Origin of the sequence: Citricoccus sp. GCM10030269 (genome assembly GCF_042665635.1) — a bacterium.
Lineage (GTDB): Bacteria > Actinomycetota > Actinomycetes > Actinomycetales > Micrococcaceae > Citricoccus.
Genome location: NZ_JBHTCV010000005.1, coordinates 719,375 through 733,636, shown reverse-complemented (window position 1 = coordinate 733,636; position 14,262 = coordinate 719,375). Strand labels below are relative to the sequence as shown.

Annotated in this window: 15 protein-coding genes; 11 read left to right on the top strand and 4 right to left on the bottom strand. The window is 68.6% G+C overall.

Features of this window, described 5'->3' with window-relative positions; genetic code table 11:
- Nucleotide 1 precedes the first annotated feature (1 nt).
- Nucleotides 2-706 carry a FadR/GntR family transcriptional regulator gene (locus ACFQQD_RS10465; protein ID WP_378089011.1) on the bottom strand — a complete coding sequence of 235 codons (705 nt, stop codon included), beginning with the start codon at nt 704-706 and terminating at the stop codon, nt 2-4.
- Nucleotides 707-900: 194 nt separating this feature from the next.
- Here ACFQQD_RS10465 and ACFQQD_RS10460 point away from each other — a divergent pair, with 194 nt between their 5' ends.
- From ACFQQD_RS10460 to ACFQQD_RS10450, 3 genes are all read left to right on the top strand, one after another.
- Nucleotides 901-2,289: an SLC13 family permease gene (locus ACFQQD_RS10460; protein ID WP_378089009.1), complete on the top strand. Its 1,389-nt coding sequence runs from the start codon at nt 901-903 to the stop codon at nt 2,287-2,289.
- 85 nt (nt 2,290-2,374) lie between these two features.
- Nucleotides 2,375-3,640 carry a CaiB/BaiF CoA transferase family protein gene (locus tag ACFQQD_RS10455; RefSeq protein ID WP_378089007.1) on the top strand — a complete coding sequence of 422 codons (1,266 nt, stop codon included), beginning with the start codon at nt 2,375-2,377 and terminating at the stop codon, nt 3,638-3,640.
- Nucleotides 3,637-4,491 carry an enoyl-CoA hydratase/isomerase family protein gene (locus ACFQQD_RS10450; RefSeq protein WP_378089005.1) on the top strand — a complete coding sequence of 285 codons (855 nt, stop codon included), beginning with the start codon at nt 3,637-3,639 and terminating at the stop codon, nt 4,489-4,491. Before ACFQQD_RS10455 ends, ACFQQD_RS10450 begins: the two co-directional genes overlap by 4 nt.
- 8 nt (nt 4,492-4,499) lie before the next feature.
- On the opposite strand, the gene ACFQQD_RS10445 is transcribed toward ACFQQD_RS10450, so the two are convergent.
- Together ACFQQD_RS10445 and ACFQQD_RS10440 are read right to left on the bottom strand one after the other, a co-directional pair.
- Nucleotides 4,500-5,171, bottom strand: a complete 672-nt coding sequence (locus ACFQQD_RS10445) for an isochorismatase family protein (RefSeq protein WP_378089003.1) — start codon at nt 5,169-5,171, stop codon at nt 4,500-4,502.
- 43 nt (nt 5,172-5,214) lie between these two features.
- Nucleotides 5,215-6,555 (bottom strand): nicotinate phosphoribosyltransferase, encoded by a 1,341-nt coding sequence (locus tag ACFQQD_RS10440; RefSeq protein WP_378089001.1) that lies wholly within the window; start codon nt 6,553-6,555, stop codon nt 5,215-5,217.
- Nucleotides 6,556-6,632: 77 nt separating this feature from the next.
- Here ACFQQD_RS10440 and clpS point away from each other — a divergent pair, with 77 nt between their 5' ends.
- Genes clpS through ACFQQD_RS10405 form a run of 7 tightly spaced genes read left to right on the top strand, consistent with a single transcriptional unit; the run spans nt 6,633 to nt 11,907 of the window.
- The gene (clpS, locus tag ACFQQD_RS10435) at nt 6,633-7,010 is read left to right on the top strand and encodes an ATP-dependent Clp protease adapter ClpS (RefSeq protein WP_378088999.1); all 378 of its coding nucleotides are present in this window, start codon (nt 6,633-6,635) and stop codon (nt 7,008-7,010) included.
- Nucleotides 7,010-7,648 (top strand): DUF2017 family protein, encoded by a 639-nt coding sequence (locus tag ACFQQD_RS10430; RefSeq protein WP_378088997.1) that lies wholly within the window; start codon nt 7,010-7,012, stop codon nt 7,646-7,648. The genes clpS and ACFQQD_RS10430 overlap by 1 nt, the downstream gene beginning before the upstream one ends.
- Before the next feature lie 31 nt (nt 7,649-7,679).
- Nucleotides 7,680-8,606 carry a glutamate racemase gene (murI, locus tag ACFQQD_RS10425; protein ID WP_378088995.1) on the top strand — a complete coding sequence of 309 codons (927 nt, stop codon included), beginning with the start codon at nt 7,680-7,682 and terminating at the stop codon, nt 8,604-8,606.
- On the top strand, nt 8,603-9,418 hold the full coding sequence (locus ACFQQD_RS10420; RefSeq protein ID WP_378088993.1) for an MBL fold metallo-hydrolase: 816 nt from the start codon (nt 8,603-8,605) through the stop codon (nt 9,416-9,418). Before murI ends, ACFQQD_RS10420 begins: the two co-directional genes overlap by 4 nt.
- Before the next feature lie 31 nt (nt 9,419-9,449).
- A complete protein-coding gene (gene rph / locus ACFQQD_RS10415) occupies nt 9,450-10,229 on the top strand; it encodes a ribonuclease PH (RefSeq protein WP_378088990.1) in 780 nt (259 codons plus the stop codon).
- Nucleotides 10,226-10,855, top strand: a complete 630-nt coding sequence (gene rdgB, locus ACFQQD_RS10410) for an RdgB/HAM1 family non-canonical purine NTP pyrophosphatase (protein WP_378088987.1) — start codon at nt 10,226-10,228, stop codon at nt 10,853-10,855. The genes rph and rdgB overlap by 4 nt, the downstream gene beginning before the upstream one ends.
- Entirely contained in the window at nt 10,855-11,907 is a 1,053-nt protein-coding gene (locus ACFQQD_RS10405; protein ID WP_378088984.1) for an exonuclease domain-containing protein, read from the top strand. The genes rdgB and ACFQQD_RS10405 overlap by 1 nt, the downstream gene beginning before the upstream one ends.
- A 30-nt stretch (nt 11,908-11,937) precedes the next feature.
- On the opposite strand, the gene ACFQQD_RS10400 is transcribed toward ACFQQD_RS10405, so the two are convergent.
- Entirely contained in the window at nt 11,938-12,879 is a 942-nt protein-coding gene (locus ACFQQD_RS10400) for a LysR substrate-binding domain-containing protein (protein WP_378088982.1), read from the bottom strand.
- Here ACFQQD_RS10400 and ACFQQD_RS10395 point away from each other — a divergent pair.
- Nucleotides 12,878-14,236 carry a Glu/Leu/Phe/Val dehydrogenase dimerization domain-containing protein gene (locus ACFQQD_RS10395; RefSeq protein WP_378088979.1) on the top strand — a complete coding sequence of 453 codons (1,359 nt, stop codon included), beginning with the start codon at nt 12,878-12,880 and terminating at the stop codon, nt 14,234-14,236. The two genes, ACFQQD_RS10400 and ACFQQD_RS10395, sit on opposite strands and share 2 nt — an antisense overlap.
- Nucleotides 14,237-14,262: the final 26 nt, after the last annotated feature.

Here is a 14,262-nt window from a genome sequence, read left to right as displayed (position 1 = left end):
CCTAACTGACGTCCTCGCGCAACATGGCGACGTCGGACACGAGCGCGATGTGTTCCTCCATCGCCCGGAAGGCCTCGTCGCTGTCCTGAGCCCGGATGGCCGCAGCGATCACGCGATGCGATTCCACGGACCGCTCCGGACGACCCTCCTGGCTGAGTGACTCGATGCGGGTCTCCCGGACCAGATCGGAGATGTGCTGCATCATGCGGGCGAGCACCGCCGAATGCGCGGCCTGGGCGATCGCGGCATGGAACAACTCGTCTCCCCGCAGACCACGGCCGCCCCGGGCGATGTCCTCGGACATGGTCGTCAGCGATCGGTCGATGGCCTCGAGATCCTCGCTGGTGCGTCGCTCCGCGGCCAGCGCGGCCATCTTGGTCTCGACGGCATTCCGGGCGTCCACGATGTCCGGCAGGCGGCTCGTGTGGGCTCGTACGTCGCGCAGGACCATGCTCTCGGAGGGGCGGTACCTCAGTTCCGCGCCGCTGCCGTGCTGGACGTCGATGACTCCGAGAACCTCCAGGGCGACCAGGGCCTGAGCCACCGTGGCTCGCGAGACGCCGAGGGAGCGCGCCAAGTCCCGCTCCGGGGGGAGCTTGTCTCCGGCGTCCAGATCGCGGTCGTGGATGAAGTCCACCAGTCGCTGGACCACGTGCTCGTACAGGCGCGGCCGCTCCACCCGTTCCATGCGATCGAGGTCAGCCATGGTGATTCTCCTGGTGTGTGTCGTATCTGCCTGTCGATCCATCGTACTGATCGAGAGCCATTCTTGACACAGACACCTAGTGTCCTATTGGCTAGTCCACATGTTCGGCGGATGTGATGTGGATCATAGCCGGTCCTCGCTGAGGTCCTCGTCGTCCGACCAGAACCACCTCGTCTAGCTCAAAGGAAGATCCCGTGGGCCCAGAACTCCTGTCCATCCTCATCTTGGCGGCTATGTTCGTCGTCGCGACCCTGACACCCGTGAACATGGGTGCTCTGGCGTTCGTCGGCGCCTTCATCCTCGGTGCCGCCGTTCTCGGTATGAGCCCCGATGAGATCATCGCCGCCTTTCCCGGCGGCCTGTTCCTCACCATCGTGGGCGTGACCTATCTGTTCGCCATCGCCCAGAAGAACGGGACTGTGGACCTCCTGGTGCACGGCGCCGTCCGTTTGGTCGGGTCCCGCGTGGCGCTGATCCCGTGGATCATGTTCTTCATCACCGCCGCCATCACCTCCGTGGGCGCGCTGTCCCCGGCAGCGGTGGCGATCATCGCGCCGATTGCCCTGAACTTCGCCGCCAAGTACCGAATCAGCCCCCTGATGATGGGCATGATGGTCATCCACGGGGCCCAGGGCGGCGGCTTCTCGCCGATCGCCGTCTACGGCGTCACGGTGAACGGCATCGTGGCCGAGGCCGGGCTCGAGGTCAGTCCCCTCGCCGTCTTCCTCTCCAGCCTGGTGTTCAACCTCCTGATCGCCGTGGTGCTCTTCCTGGCGCTGGGCGGTCGCGGGCTGCTCTCGTCCCGCGCGGAGAACTTCGTGGAACAGGCCGCCGAGGCCAGGATGTCGCGCAGTGCCGTCGCCACGGCCCACGGTGGAGGCAAGGACGTGGACTTCAAGGGCTTCGGCTCGGGGATGTACGGCCCCACCGACCCGGCCGGCTCCTCCGCACCGCCTGCCGACGCCGGCCGCCGTGGAACAGCCATCGCCTTCCCGCAGGTCGCGACGCTGCTGGGGCTGGCCGTGCTGGTGGTCTTCGCCCTGGGCTTCGGCATCGACGTGGGCTTCGTGTCCATCACCGTCGCTGTGATCCTGGCCCTGCTGTCCCCGAAGGCGCAGAAGGGCGCCGTCAACAAGATCGACTGGTCGACCGTCCTGCTGTTGGGCGGCATGCTCACGTTCGTGGGTGTGCTGCAGGAAGCGGGAACCATCGACTACGTGTCCGACGGCGTGGCCAACTTGGGCATTCCGCTGCTGGCCGCACTGCTGATCTGCTACATCGGTGCCGTCGTCTCGGCCTTCGCCTCCTCCACGGCCATCCTCGCGGCCCTGATTCCGCTGGCCGTGCCCTTCCTGATGGCCGGGGAGATCGGCGCGACCGGACTGATCTGCGCCCTGGCCGTCTCCTCCACCATCGTCGACGTCTCACCGTTCTCCACGAACGGCGCCCTCGTGCTGGCCAATGCTCCCGAGGAGGTCGATCGAGACCGCTTCTACAAGAAGATCCTCACGTACGCCACTGGCGTGGTCGTCGTCGGACCGCTCATCGTCTGGGGCGTCATGGTCGTTCCCGGGTGGCTGTGATGTCGACGGCTGCGATGTCGACGGCTGCGATGCCGACCGCCGTGCCCACGACCGCTCATCAAGAGACCCCCTGCAGGAGACGCCCATGACGACCAACACGACTGCCACGACCAACACGACCAACACGACCAACACGCCCGCCGACCGCACCGGGCCACTGCAGGGCATCACGGTCATCGACCTGTCCCGCGCCCTGGCCGGACCGCACGCCGCGATGACCCTGGGAGACCTGGGGGCACGCGTGATCAAGGTGGAGACGCCCGAGACCGGGGACGACACCAGGTCGTGGGGCCCGCCGTTCGTGGGCCCGCACGACGATCCCCAGGCGAGCTACTTCCTCTCCTGCAACCGGAACAAGGAGTCCATCGCCCTGAACCTCAAGTCCGACGACGGCCGGGACAGCCTGCGCAGAATGGTCGAGCGTGCCGATGTGGTTGTGGAGAACTTCCGGCCGGGCGTCCTCGACCGCTTGGGTTTCTCGGTCGAGACCATGCATCAGATCAATCCCAGGCTCGTGGTGCTCTCGATCACCGGCTTCGGCCACGACGGGCCGGAGGCGTCGAGGAGCGGTTACGACCAGATCGTGCAGGGCGAGGCCGGGCTGATGTCCTTGACCGGGCCGGGACCGGACACTCCGCAACGCGTCGGGGTGCCGATCGCGGACCTGTTGTCCGGAATGAACGGCGTCAGCGGAGTCTTGGCCGCCTTGTACGAGCGAGAGTGGACCGGCGAGGGGTCAGTGGTGAGAACCTCGCTGCTGTCCTCGGTGGTCGGCGTGCACGCCTTTCAGGGGACTCGCTACACCGTGGCCGGAGAGGTGCCGCAGGCCCAGGGAAACCATCATCCCTCCATCGCGCCGTACGGCCTGTTCTCCTGCCAAGACGGCAAGGTGCAGATCAGCGTCGGCAGCCAGCGGTTGTGGACCACGTTCGCCACGGCCTTCGGGCTCGATCCCGAGCAGGAGCAGTTCGCCACCAACGCCGCCCGGGTGGGCCATCGTGAGGCGTTGATCGCCGCCGTCGAGCGGGTGTTCGCCGTCTGGCAGGCCGAACCGCTGCTCGAACGACTGGCGGAGCTCGGGATTCCCGCGGGGAAGGTGAGGAGCCTGGACGAGGTGTATCAATGGGAACAGGTGGCCTCCCAAGGGCTCCTGGTGGACGTCCAGCATCCCGTCCTCGGAGAGGTGACGCTTCCCGGATCACCACTGCGGTTCTTCAGCGGCACCGGGGACCGGGAGACCACGCGGAGAGACCATGTCGCTCCACCGGTGCTCAACCAGCACGAGGCCGAGATCCGGGCCTGGCTCGCCGAGTCGCCCCACACTGACACCGCCCAGGAGGCGACCTCGTGAGCGTCACCGCCTGCGACCACGCGAGCGGCACGCTCCGGCTACGGCGCGAGGGAGCCGTGGCGTGGATCATCCTCGACCGGCCACAGCGGCGAAACGCCTTGTCCCCGCAGATGTGGAGGTCGCTGCCGGGTCTGCTGCGGGAACTGGACGAAGACCCCACCGTCCGCGTGGTGGGCTTGAGGGGAGCCGAGGGGACATTCTCCGCCGGGGCGGACCTGTCCGAGACCTTCGACTGCCTCGGTGAGCCGGACACCGGTCTTCCCCGCGGCGGACTGCTCACCGCGGCGGAGGAGGCGCTGCACCAGACCCGCAAACCCACGCTGGCGGCACTGGAAGGCCACTGCATGGGCGGTGCCTGGATGCTGGCCGGAGCCTGTGACCTCCGGATCGCGACCGCGTCGGCCCGGATCGGACTCACTCCCGCCAAACTGGGGATCATCTTCCCCGCCTCCGGAGTGGAATCCTTGGTGAGACTGGTGGGACCCGGCCGCGCGTCATACCTGCTGTTGACGGGGAACACCGTCACGGCGCCGGTGGCCCTGGACTGGGGCATGCTCACCGAGGTCGTGCCGGAGGGAGAATTCGAGGAGTCCGTGAGCGATCTGGTCAGCACGCTCTCCCGGCGCTCGCAATTGACGATGCAGGCGCACAAACATCTGATCCGTCAATCCGTCGTCGATCACGGCGGCGCGGTGCCGGTCGGTCGGGATGAGACGTCGGCGGCCCTGTACCGGGAGGTCCTCACCGGGCCGGACGCGCAGATCGGCCTGACGGCCTTCCGTCAGAAAGCGGCTCCGGACTTCGAGTGGTCGGGCGAGGAGTTCTGGCGGGACCGCCGCCCGCGCGATTGACGGCGGCGTTACTCCGTCGAGCCGCCCCAGCGCTGCAGCACCGCGCCGTTGTCCTCCATGAGCTCCAGGGCCTCCTCGGAGCGAGCGGCGTCCACGCCGGCCACCAGGTCCGTGTAGACGGTGACGTCGTAACCGGCGTCGATGGCGTCGAGCACCGTGGCGCGGACGCAGTGGTCGGTCGCGATGCCGACGACGGCCACGGACGTGATGCCCTCGGACCGCAGCCAGTCGTCCAGGCCGGCGGCGCCGTCCTCCACCGCCGTGGCCGCTGCGGCCGTCGCCCCGAAGGGACCTGCGGTGCCTTCCGGCGCTCCGGAGCGGACCAGATCCGGGCTGCCCAGCTGACCGTCGAAGCCGGAGTAGGCCGCGTCGAAACGCCCCTTGAGGAACTGGGCGTCGAGATATTCAGAGTCCAATGCGGGGTGCAGTTCGGCCCCGGAGGTCCCGGCCACGCAGTGCACGGGCCAGGTCTCGGTGAAGTCAGGGTCGGTCCCTTCGGGCGCAAAGTGCGGTCCCGGGTCGACGTGCCAGTCGCGGGTGGCGACGACCGCGTCGAAGTCCTGGGCCTGTTCGTCGAGAAAGGCGGTGATCCGGCCGGCGGTGCGGGCGCCGCCGTCGATGGCCAGGGCACCGCCCTCACAGAAGTCGTTCTGTACGTCCACGATGATCAAGGCACGCATGGGAAGGATTTGTCCTGTTTCTAGACGGGGGTAGAGACGGGTTTCAGGCTTCGGAGAAGCGCGTGGGAATGGCGGCCTCGCCGGGCTGCAGTCTACGCACTGCAGCGGGTAACTCGGCACGGGAGGCCCGGTGCCGCTCAGCGGCTTTCACCACGGCCTCCGGCCCGGTCCATCCGGGCATCAGTTCGCCGTCCCGGACGAACGTGTGCTGGAGGGCGCGGTCGTGGGAGTCCAGGTCCGGCGGCTCGTTGACGCCGACCAATTCCGCGGTGGCCCGTCCGGCGTCGTTGAGCTCGCGGGCCGCGAATTTCCGGCCGCCCAGGGACTTCTTCCCGGACGCGGATTTGGCGACGTCGGTCCACTCGCCGTTGCTGTCCTGCCGACTGACCAGCTTGTAGACCATGGAGGCCGTGGGGGCGCCGGATCCGGTGACGAGGCGAGTTCCCACCCCGTACGAGGTCACCGGGGCGGATTGCAGGTAGGCGATGGCGTATTCGTCCAGGTCGGAGGTGACCATGATGCCGGTGTCCTGGTTGCCGAGTTCGTCCAGCAGCGACCGAACCCAGTGCGCCTGATCGATCAGATCACCGGAGTCCAGCCGGACGTTGCGCAGTTCTCGACCGGCCACCTCGACAGCGGTCCGGACACCGGTCTCGACGTCATAGGTGTCCACCAGCAGCGTGGTGTCCTTGCCCAGAGACGCGACCTGGGCCTCGAAGGCCTCCCGCTCGGAATCGTGCAGCAGAGTGAACGAATGCGCCGCCGTGCCCACGGTCTTCACGCCGTAGCGCAGGCCGGCGGCCAGGTTCGAGGTCGCGTCGAATCCGGCGATGATGGCGGCACGGGCGGCCGCCACGGCGGACTCCTCATTGATCCGGCGCGATCCCATCTCGACGCACGGCCGGCCGTTGGCGACCGAGGTCATCCGGGAGGCCGCGGAGGCCACCGCGGAATCGTAGTTCAGCACGGAGAGCACATAGGTCTCCAGGATGCACGCTTCGGCGAAGGTCGATTCGACCTGGAGCACGGGGGAGTGCGGGAAGTAGGCCTCTCCCTCGGCGTAACCGTAGATGTTGCCCGAGAAGCGGAAGTCGGCGAGCCACGTCAGAGTGGCGTCGTCCACCACGCGGTGATCCGAGAGGAAGTCGAGTTCTTCGGTGTCGAAACGGAATCCGGCCAGTCCCTCGAGGAGCCGTCCCGTCCCGGCGACCACGCCGTAGCGCCGGCCGTCGGCGAGCCTGCGGGTGAAGACCTCGAAGACGCTGCGGCGGTGGCCGGCTCCGGACCTCAAGGCCGCTTCGAGCATGGTCAGTTCGTAGTGGTCCGTGAACAGGGCCGTCGGCTGCAGTCGGCCCGCGTTACCGGTGGTTCTCGTCTCGGTCACGTCAGATACCCTACAACCCGCCGCTTCCCCATCCCGCTGCATCGTCACGGCCGGTATGGGCCCGTAGAATGGAGGGCATGTTCTCGAGCACTAGCCTCCACTGGGCTGCCGCCGACGTGCCCGACGGCGGCACCGGCGTCCCCGACGGCGGAGCAGGTCCTGCGACGGACGTCCTGGAACGGGAGGACACCGACCTCCGGGCGGCGGCCGACCGGCCGTGGCAGGTCATCGTCTGGAACGATCCCATCAATCTGATGAGCTACGTGTCCTATGTCTTCCGCTCCTACTTCGGCTTCAGTCGTGAGAAGGCCGATGCCCTCATGCTCCAGGTCCATCAAGAGGGCAAGGCCATCGTCGCCTCCGGAGGCCGCGAGGAAGCCGAACGCCACGTCCAGGCGATGCACGGCTACGGGCTGTGGGCGACTCTTCAGCACGACCAGGGCGAGGGCTCCTGATGGCCCGCGCCTTCAAGAGCACTCCCAAGGGCTTCGTCGCTCATCTGGAGAAACCGGAGCGACGGCTGCTGCGCACGCTGTTCAACGACGTCATCCAATTGTTGGAGGCCGATCACTCCGCGCCGGCGGCCCCGGAGAGCGATGCTCAGAGCGAGGCTGCGAACGATCCTGAGACCGCGAGCGAGGCCGACCCCTTCTGGGACATCGTCTCCGAGCTGGGCCCGCTGGAGGCTCCTGCTTCCCGTGAGGCCCCGACGGACGAGGCCATGGCCCGGCTGCTGCCGCCGGGAATCCACGGCGACGAGGACGCGGCGGCGGAGTTCCGGGCGATGACCGAGGACGGCGTCCGGCGAGCCAAGACCGCGGACCTGCAGCGGGCGGTGGCCGCGCTGCAGATCGACCCGGTGGTGCTGGATGAGCAGAACGCCGTGGCCTTCAGTCGTGCGCTCAATGACGTCCGGCTGGTGCTCTCGGCCCGGCTGGGCATCGATTCCGAGGAGGACGCCGAGCGCGTGCACGCGGTGGACGACTCGTCCGCAGCCACGGACGTGGACTCCTACATGGCGCTGCTGTACAACTTCACCACCTGGTTGCTGGAGTCACTGATGACCGCCCTCTCCACGCGCCTTCGCGACTGAGCGCAGTCCCGGTCGTATTCTCGGAAGCATCATGACCGATCCCACACCTGTCTCCACAGCCCCCATCGGCGTCTTCGACTCCGGTGTGGGCGGTCTGACCGTGGCCCGCGCCATCATCGACCAGCTGCCGGGCGAACTGATCGCCTACGTGGGGGACACCGCCAACGGCCCCTACGGTCCCCGCAGCATCGCCCAGGTGCGGGCCTTTGCCCTGGGGATCATGGACGAGCTGGTCGACGCCGGCGTGAAGGCCTTGGTCATCGCCTGCAACTCCGCCTCGGCCGCGGTCCTGCGGGACGCCCGGGAACGGTACACGACCCGCTACGGGATCCCCGTGGTCGAAGTGATCCAGCCGGCCGTGCGCCGCGCCGTGGCGGCCACGCGCAACGGCAGGATCGGCGTCATCGGCACGGAGGCCACCGTGAGCTCGCGGGCGTACGAGGACACCTTCGCCGCCGCGCCCCAATTGCAGATCACCTCGGTGGCGTGCCCCCGATTCGTTGAATTCGTGGAGGCGGGCATCACCACCGGCCCGGAACTGCTGGCCACCGCAGAGGCGTACCTGGCCCCGCTCAAGGCCGCCGGTGTGGACACGCTCGTGCTGGGATGCACTCACTACCCCCTGCTCACTGGCGTCATCTCGCTGGTCATGGGCGAAAGCGTGACCTTGGTGTCCTCGGCCGAGGAAACCGCCAAGGACGTCTATCGCGCCCTCGTCCAGCACGGGCTGCAGAGTCCGGCTCCGGCGGGGGCCGTGACGGGACACCGGTTCATGGCGACGGGCGACCCCGGACAGTTCGAGTCTCTGGCCCGCCGCTTCCTCGGACCCGAGGTGGGCGGCGTGCAGCAGGTGGAGCACATCGCCGAGCGTTATCCCACGGGAGTCCTGGCCCGGATCACCCCGGAAATGCTGGCGGCCGCGCGAGGAGCGGTGTGGACGGGTACGGTGGCAGAGTGAAGCTCACGATCATCGGTGCCTCCGGGTCGTTCCCGGGGCCGGGCTCGCCGGCGTCGTGCTATCTGGTCACGGCCGAGGGGCCCGCGCCGGACCGCAACGGAACCAAGACCTGGCGCATCCTGCTGGACTTGGGCAACGGCTCTCTCGGCACCCTGCAGCGGTACATGGCACTGGAGGACATCGACGCCGTGCTGCTGTCCCACCTGCACCCCGACCACTGCATGGATCTGTGCGGACTGCATGTGGCCATCAAGTGGAACCCCCATGGCTGGAGCGGAATCCACGTCCCCGTGTACGGTCCCGCGGCCACGGCCGATCGAATGGCCACCGCCTACGGCCTCGATCCCGATCCGGGGATGCGCGGCGAGTTCGACTTCCGCGACTGGCAGCCCGGCGTCGCGGTGACGGTCGGCCCCTTCACGGTGACACCGGTGCCCGTGCGTCACCCCATCGAGGAGACGTATGCGCTGCGCGTCGAGACGACCGAGCCGGGTCTCGACGGCGAACCCGTCCACCGAGTCCTGACCTACTCCGGTGACACGGACACGTGCGAGGGCCTCGTGGAGGCTGCGCGTGACGCCGACCTGTTTCTCTGTGAGGCCGCCTTCCAGGAAGGGCGCGACGACGGCATCGACGGGGTGCACTTGACCGGGAAGCGGGCGGGACAGATGGCGAGCGACGCCGCCGCGCGCCGCCTGCTCCTGACACATCTTCCCGTCTGGACCGACCCGCTGACCTCCTCGATCGAGGCTCGTGAAACCTATCCCGGGGACCTGGCCGTGGCCGTCTCCGGGGTCACCTACCGCGTTTAGCGTGTCCGGGGCCCTCGGTAAGATGGAGAGCATGACCTCACCGAACTCCGCAGCTTCCGGCCTGCCCGAAAACCGCTCCGCCTCTCGCCAGGACGGGCGAGCCGTCAACGAATTGCGCCCCATCAGCATCACCCGCGGTTGGTCGCGCCAGGCCGAGGGCTCCGCCCTGATCGAGTTCGGCAACACCCGCGTGCTGTGCACCGCCTCCTTCACCGAGGGCGTGCCGCGGTGGCTCAAGGGGGAGGGCACCGGCTGGGTCACCGCCGAGTACGCCATGCTGCCCCGGGCCACGAACACCCGCTCGCAGCGCGAATCGGTCAAAGGCAAGATCGGCGGCCGCACGCACGAGATCTCCCGGCTCATCGGCCGCTCACTGCGTGCCGTCATCGATCTGAAGGCGCTGGGGGAGAACACCATCGTGCTGGACTGCGACGTTCTGGAGGCCGACGGCGGCACCCGCACGGCCTCTGTCACGGGGGCCTACGTGGCTCTGGCGGATGCGATCACCTGGGCCAAGCGCCAAGGAGCCGTCGCCGCGTCGGCGCAACCGCTCAAGGACTCCGTCGCCGCAGTCTCCGTGGGCATCATCGACGGCACCCCGATGCTGGACCTGCCCTATGTGGAAGACGTGCGGGCCGAGACGGACATGAACGTGGTGGTGACCGGGTCCGGCGACTTCGTCGAAGTCCAGGGCACCGCCGAGGGGGTCCCCTTCAACCGTCCCGAACTGGATGCACTGCTGGATCTGGCCGTCGAGGGCACCTCCGAGCTGGCGCGGATTCAGCGCGAGACCCTGGCGGAGGACCGGTGAGCCCCGAGCCTCGGCTCGTCCTGGCCACCCGCAATCAGGGCAAGCTGCGCGAACTGCGTGAGTTGCTCCGTGGCCAGGTGCCGGGACTGGACGTCGACTCCCAGGTCATCGACGCCGCCGCGGCCGGTGCGCCGGACGTGGTCGAGGACGGCACCACCTTCGAGGAGAACTCGCTGAAGAAGGCTCACGCCGTGGCTCAGCACACGGGTCTGGTCGCCGTCGCGGACGACTCCGGTCTCTCGGTGGAGGTCCTCGGTGGAGCCCCCGGCATCTTCTCCGCACGGTGGGCGGGCCGTCATGGCGATGACGAGGCGAACCTGCGTTTGCTCCTGAATCAGTTGGCCGATGTCAGAGCCGAACACCGCAACGCCGCTTTCGTCTGTGCTGCGGCGCTGGCCACGGCTTCCGGTGCGGAGGCCGTCGAGCGCGGATACTTGGCCGGTACCCTGCTGACCGAACCGCGCGGAGCCAACGGCTTCGGCTATGACCCGATCCTCCAACCCCATGGAATGCATCTGTCCGTGGCGGAGCTGGATCCCGAGGTCAAGAACTCGTTGAGCCACCGTGGTCAGGCTTTCCGGCAACTGCTCCCCGAGCTGATCCGGGTCCTGTCGGGAGGGCGCTGATGGCGCTGGACTTCACGGCGCTGGACTTCGAGACGGCCAATGGTTTTCGCGGTTCGCCCTGCTCGGTCGGAGTGGTGAGGGTGCGCAACGGACAACCGGTGGAACGGGCCTACTGGCTGATGCGGCCGCCGTCGGGATTCGATCGTTTCGACGCCCGCAATGTGCAGATCCACGGGATCACCGCCGAGCAGGTCGCCGGTGCGCCACGGTTCGCTGAGGTCTTCGGGAACCTGGCCGACTTCATCGGTGATGATCCCCTGGTGGCGCACAATGCGGGCTTTGACATGGGGGTCATCGAGTCGGCCCTGGAGGTCTCCGGACGGGACATCCCGCGCTTCGACTACGCGTGTTCCCTCCAAGTGGCTCGTCGTTCCTACCAACTGGCCTCGTATGCGCTGCCCATGGCCGCCCAGGAGGCCGGCCACCCCCTGGAGAACCACCACGACGCCCTGGCCGACGCCGAGGCGTGCGCGTGGATCATGATCGACGTCGCGGCCCGTTCCGGCACGGTCCTGGAGCGAGGTCTGGCCGAATTGCTGGCCGGGGACGGGATGCGTTTGCGCCAACTGCAGGCCCGGCGGGCCGGCGAGGGGCCGGAATCACGAGCCACGCGGCAGGCCCGGGGTCTCGGACCGGTCTTCGACGCGACGGCGCCATTGCCGCACACCCAACGGATGCCCGACCTTTTGCACTGGCCGGACGAGGGGACGAACCCGGATCCGGCGCCCGACGCCGATCCCGGCCACCCGCTGTTCGGTCACGTCACCGTCTTCACCGGCAATCTTGGGATCCCGCGGCAAGAGGCCAAGAACCGTGCCGCGGCCTGCGGAGCCAAGCCCGCCAGCCGGGTCAACGGTCAGACGAGCATGCTGGTGATCGGTGACGGTTTCCGCGCTGAGGACCTGGCCTCGGGGACTCGGGGCGGCGCCACCGGACATCGCAAGGCCCAGGATGCCCTGGCCCGGCGGAGCCAGGGACAGCACGTCGAGCTGGTGTCAGAACCGGAGTTCCTGCAGATGCTGGACGGCAACTGGCCCGAACGCGCCCGGTAATCGAGGTCCACCGGCTCCGTTCGTGGTGGTTCAGTCGGCAATACCGGGCATCAGCAACGTGGAGCTGCCCGCGAGCCCCTTCTCGGCGGCGGCGGTGCGGACCGCATCGAGGACGAGCTGGATCGACGGCCGCCGGGTCGGGGTCTTGCGGTAGGCCAGTGACACCGTCCTGATCACGGGCTCGTCCAGGGCGACGATGTCGACGCCGGGCGGCAAGAGTTCCAGTGCGAGGTCGGACACCAGGGTCACGCCGAGGCCACCGGCCGCCATGGCCAGCGCGGTCGGCTGTTCCGCCACGGTGTGGGCGATCCGGGGGTCGAATCCGCGGCGGTGGCAGGCGAGCCGGACGGCATTGCCGAATTGGGACCGGGGGCCGGCCAGAATCCAGGGATAGTCGGCCAGCTGGGACAGACCCACGGTCTCGGTCGGAATCATCCCCGCGGGCACGGCGGCATGCAGGCGCTCGACGGCGATGCCGGCCCGTGTCAACGCGGGGTCCCAATCCTCCGGGGCCACCGAATAGTCGATCACGAACGAGAAATCGAGAGTGCCGTCCTTGACCGCCCCCGCGGTCTCCTCCGGATCCAGTTCGACGGTGCGCACCTCGATCCCCGGGTAGCTCGTGGCCAGGATGGTCAGCGCTTGTGGCAGCAGGCCGGAGGCCACGGACGCCCACACCCCTGCGGTCAGTCGCGCGGTGACTCCCTCTTGAGCCTCCTCCAGCGCCATGGTCGCCCGGTCCACGGAGCCCAGGATCTCTTCGGCGTGTTCGGCCAGGACCAAGCCCAACTCGGTGAGCTGAAGACGGCGACCATGCCGCTCGACGAGAGGGACACCGACGTCGCGCTCCAACTGCGCCAGCTGCTGCGAGACGCCGGAGGGACTGTAGTGCAGAGCGGCGCCCACCGCCGTCACGGTGCCGCGACGGTGCAATTCGCGCAGCATCCTCAAGCGGCGCAAGGACAACTCCATGCTCGTCAGCATAGGGTCCCGTGCGCGGCACCGTGCAGAACCCGTTCACGGCATCGTGCACGAACTGGAGATAGACGCCGAACAGGCCACCGCCCACGCTGGGGAAGACGGATCCAGACGATTGATTGAGGTGGCGAGCGTGACCCTGACACACCCTCTGCGGCAGAGCCCGGTCGAAAGCCTCGACCCATTCGACCGGCCTCCCGAGCACGAGATCACCTGGACCGACCCGGTCACCGGTTCCACCGGCTGGCTGGTGGTGCACACTCTGGTCGGCGGTCTGGCCACCGGGGGCACGCGGATGCGTGCGGGCTGCACCCGGAACGAGGTGGCCGACCTGGCCCGGTGCATGGCCACCAAGACGGCGGCTTTCGGCTTGCCGGTGGGCGGTGCCAAGGCCGGTATCAACCACGATCCCCGGTCGCCGGAGGCGCTGGGGGTGCTGGAACGCTTCCTCTCCGATATGCGGCCCTGGCTGGACGGTTCGTGGGTGACCGCCGAAGACCTGGGCGTCGCTCAGTCGGATATCGACGAGGCTTTCGCCCGGCTCGGACTCGGCCAGTCCTACCACGCGGCGATCTCCCGCGCCGCCGACCCGGACCGGACCCTGCAGCGCGTCCGCGACGGTCTCGCCGCCCTGGCTCCGGACGGCGTACCGCTGGGTGACGTGATCGGTGGCTACGGGGTCGCCCAGGCGTGTTTGGGCACCGCCACGGCCCAGGGCTGGGATCCCCGACTGACCTCCGTGGCGATCCAGGGCATCGGCACGATGGGCGGCGGAGCCGCGTGGTACCTGCACGAGGCCGGAGTTCCGGTCGTCGCGATCGCCGACGCCGCCGGGACCCTGTTCTGTCCCGAAGGCCTGGACGTGCCGGCCTTGCTGGCCGCCCGGGACCACTACGGCGAGATCGACCGGTCCACGGTGCCGGCCGACGTCGTGCAATTGCCGCGGGACGCCGTGCTGGCGATGCCGGCCGACATCCTGGTCCCCGCGGCGGTGTCCTACGCCGTTCGGTCCGCCTCGGCGCCGGACATCCGAGCCCGCGCCGTGGTGGAGGCGGCCAACTCCGCCACCACACCGGAGGCCGAGGAAGAACTCGCGGCCCGGGGCATCCCGGTCATTCCCGACTTCGTGGCGAATGCCGGCGCGGCCGCGTGGGCCTGGTGGCTGCTGCAAGGCCAGGTCGGCACGGACCCGGAGGTCTCTTTTCAGCGGCTGCGAACGGAGATGCGGGGCAAGGTGGCGCATATGCTCGCCGAATGGAACGACTCCGGGGTCACGCCTCGTCGTAGCGCCTGGGGTTTTGCCGCGGCGAATCTTCAGGCCCTGGCCGGTCGCGAGATCTCGATCCCGTGAGGCCAGCCCGAGGGAACCGATCCACG

What these genes read in the sequence shown, in the direction of transcription:
- ACFQQD_RS10445 (WP_378089003.1), bottom strand. Translation starts at nt 5,171, where the DNA reads ATGCGTGCCTTGATCATCGTGGACGTACAGAACGACTTCTGTGAGGGC.
- ACFQQD_RS10405 (WP_378088984.1), top strand. Translation starts at nt 10,855, where the DNA reads ATGGCGCTGGACTTCACGGCGCTGGACTTCGAGACGGCCAATGGTTTT.
- ACFQQD_RS10455 (WP_378089007.1), top strand. Translation starts at nt 2,375, where the DNA reads ATGACGACCAACACGACTGCCACGACCAACACGACCAACACGACCAAC.
- murI (WP_378088995.1), top strand. Translation starts at nt 7,680, where the DNA reads ATGACCGATCCCACACCTGTCTCCACAGCCCCCATCGGCGTCTTCGAC.
- ACFQQD_RS10395 (WP_378088979.1), top strand. Translation starts at nt 12,878, where the DNA reads ATGCTCGTCAGCATAGGGTCCCGTGCGCGGCACCGTGCAGAACCCGTT.
- ACFQQD_RS10400 (WP_378088982.1), bottom strand. Translation starts at nt 12,879, where the DNA reads ATGGAGTTGTCCTTGCGCCGCTTGAGGATGCTGCGCGAATTGCACCGT.
- rph (WP_378088990.1), top strand. Translation starts at nt 9,450, where the DNA reads ATGACCTCACCGAACTCCGCAGCTTCCGGCCTGCCCGAAAACCGCTCC.
- clpS (WP_378088999.1), top strand. Translation starts at nt 6,633, where the DNA reads ATGTTCTCGAGCACTAGCCTCCACTGGGCTGCCGCCGACGTGCCCGAC.
- ACFQQD_RS10430 (WP_378088997.1), top strand. Translation starts at nt 7,010, where the DNA reads ATGGCCCGCGCCTTCAAGAGCACTCCCAAGGGCTTCGTCGCTCATCTG.
- ACFQQD_RS10465 (WP_378089011.1), bottom strand. Translation starts at nt 706, where the DNA reads ATGGCTGACCTCGATCGCATGGAACGGGTGGAGCGGCCGCGCCTGTAC.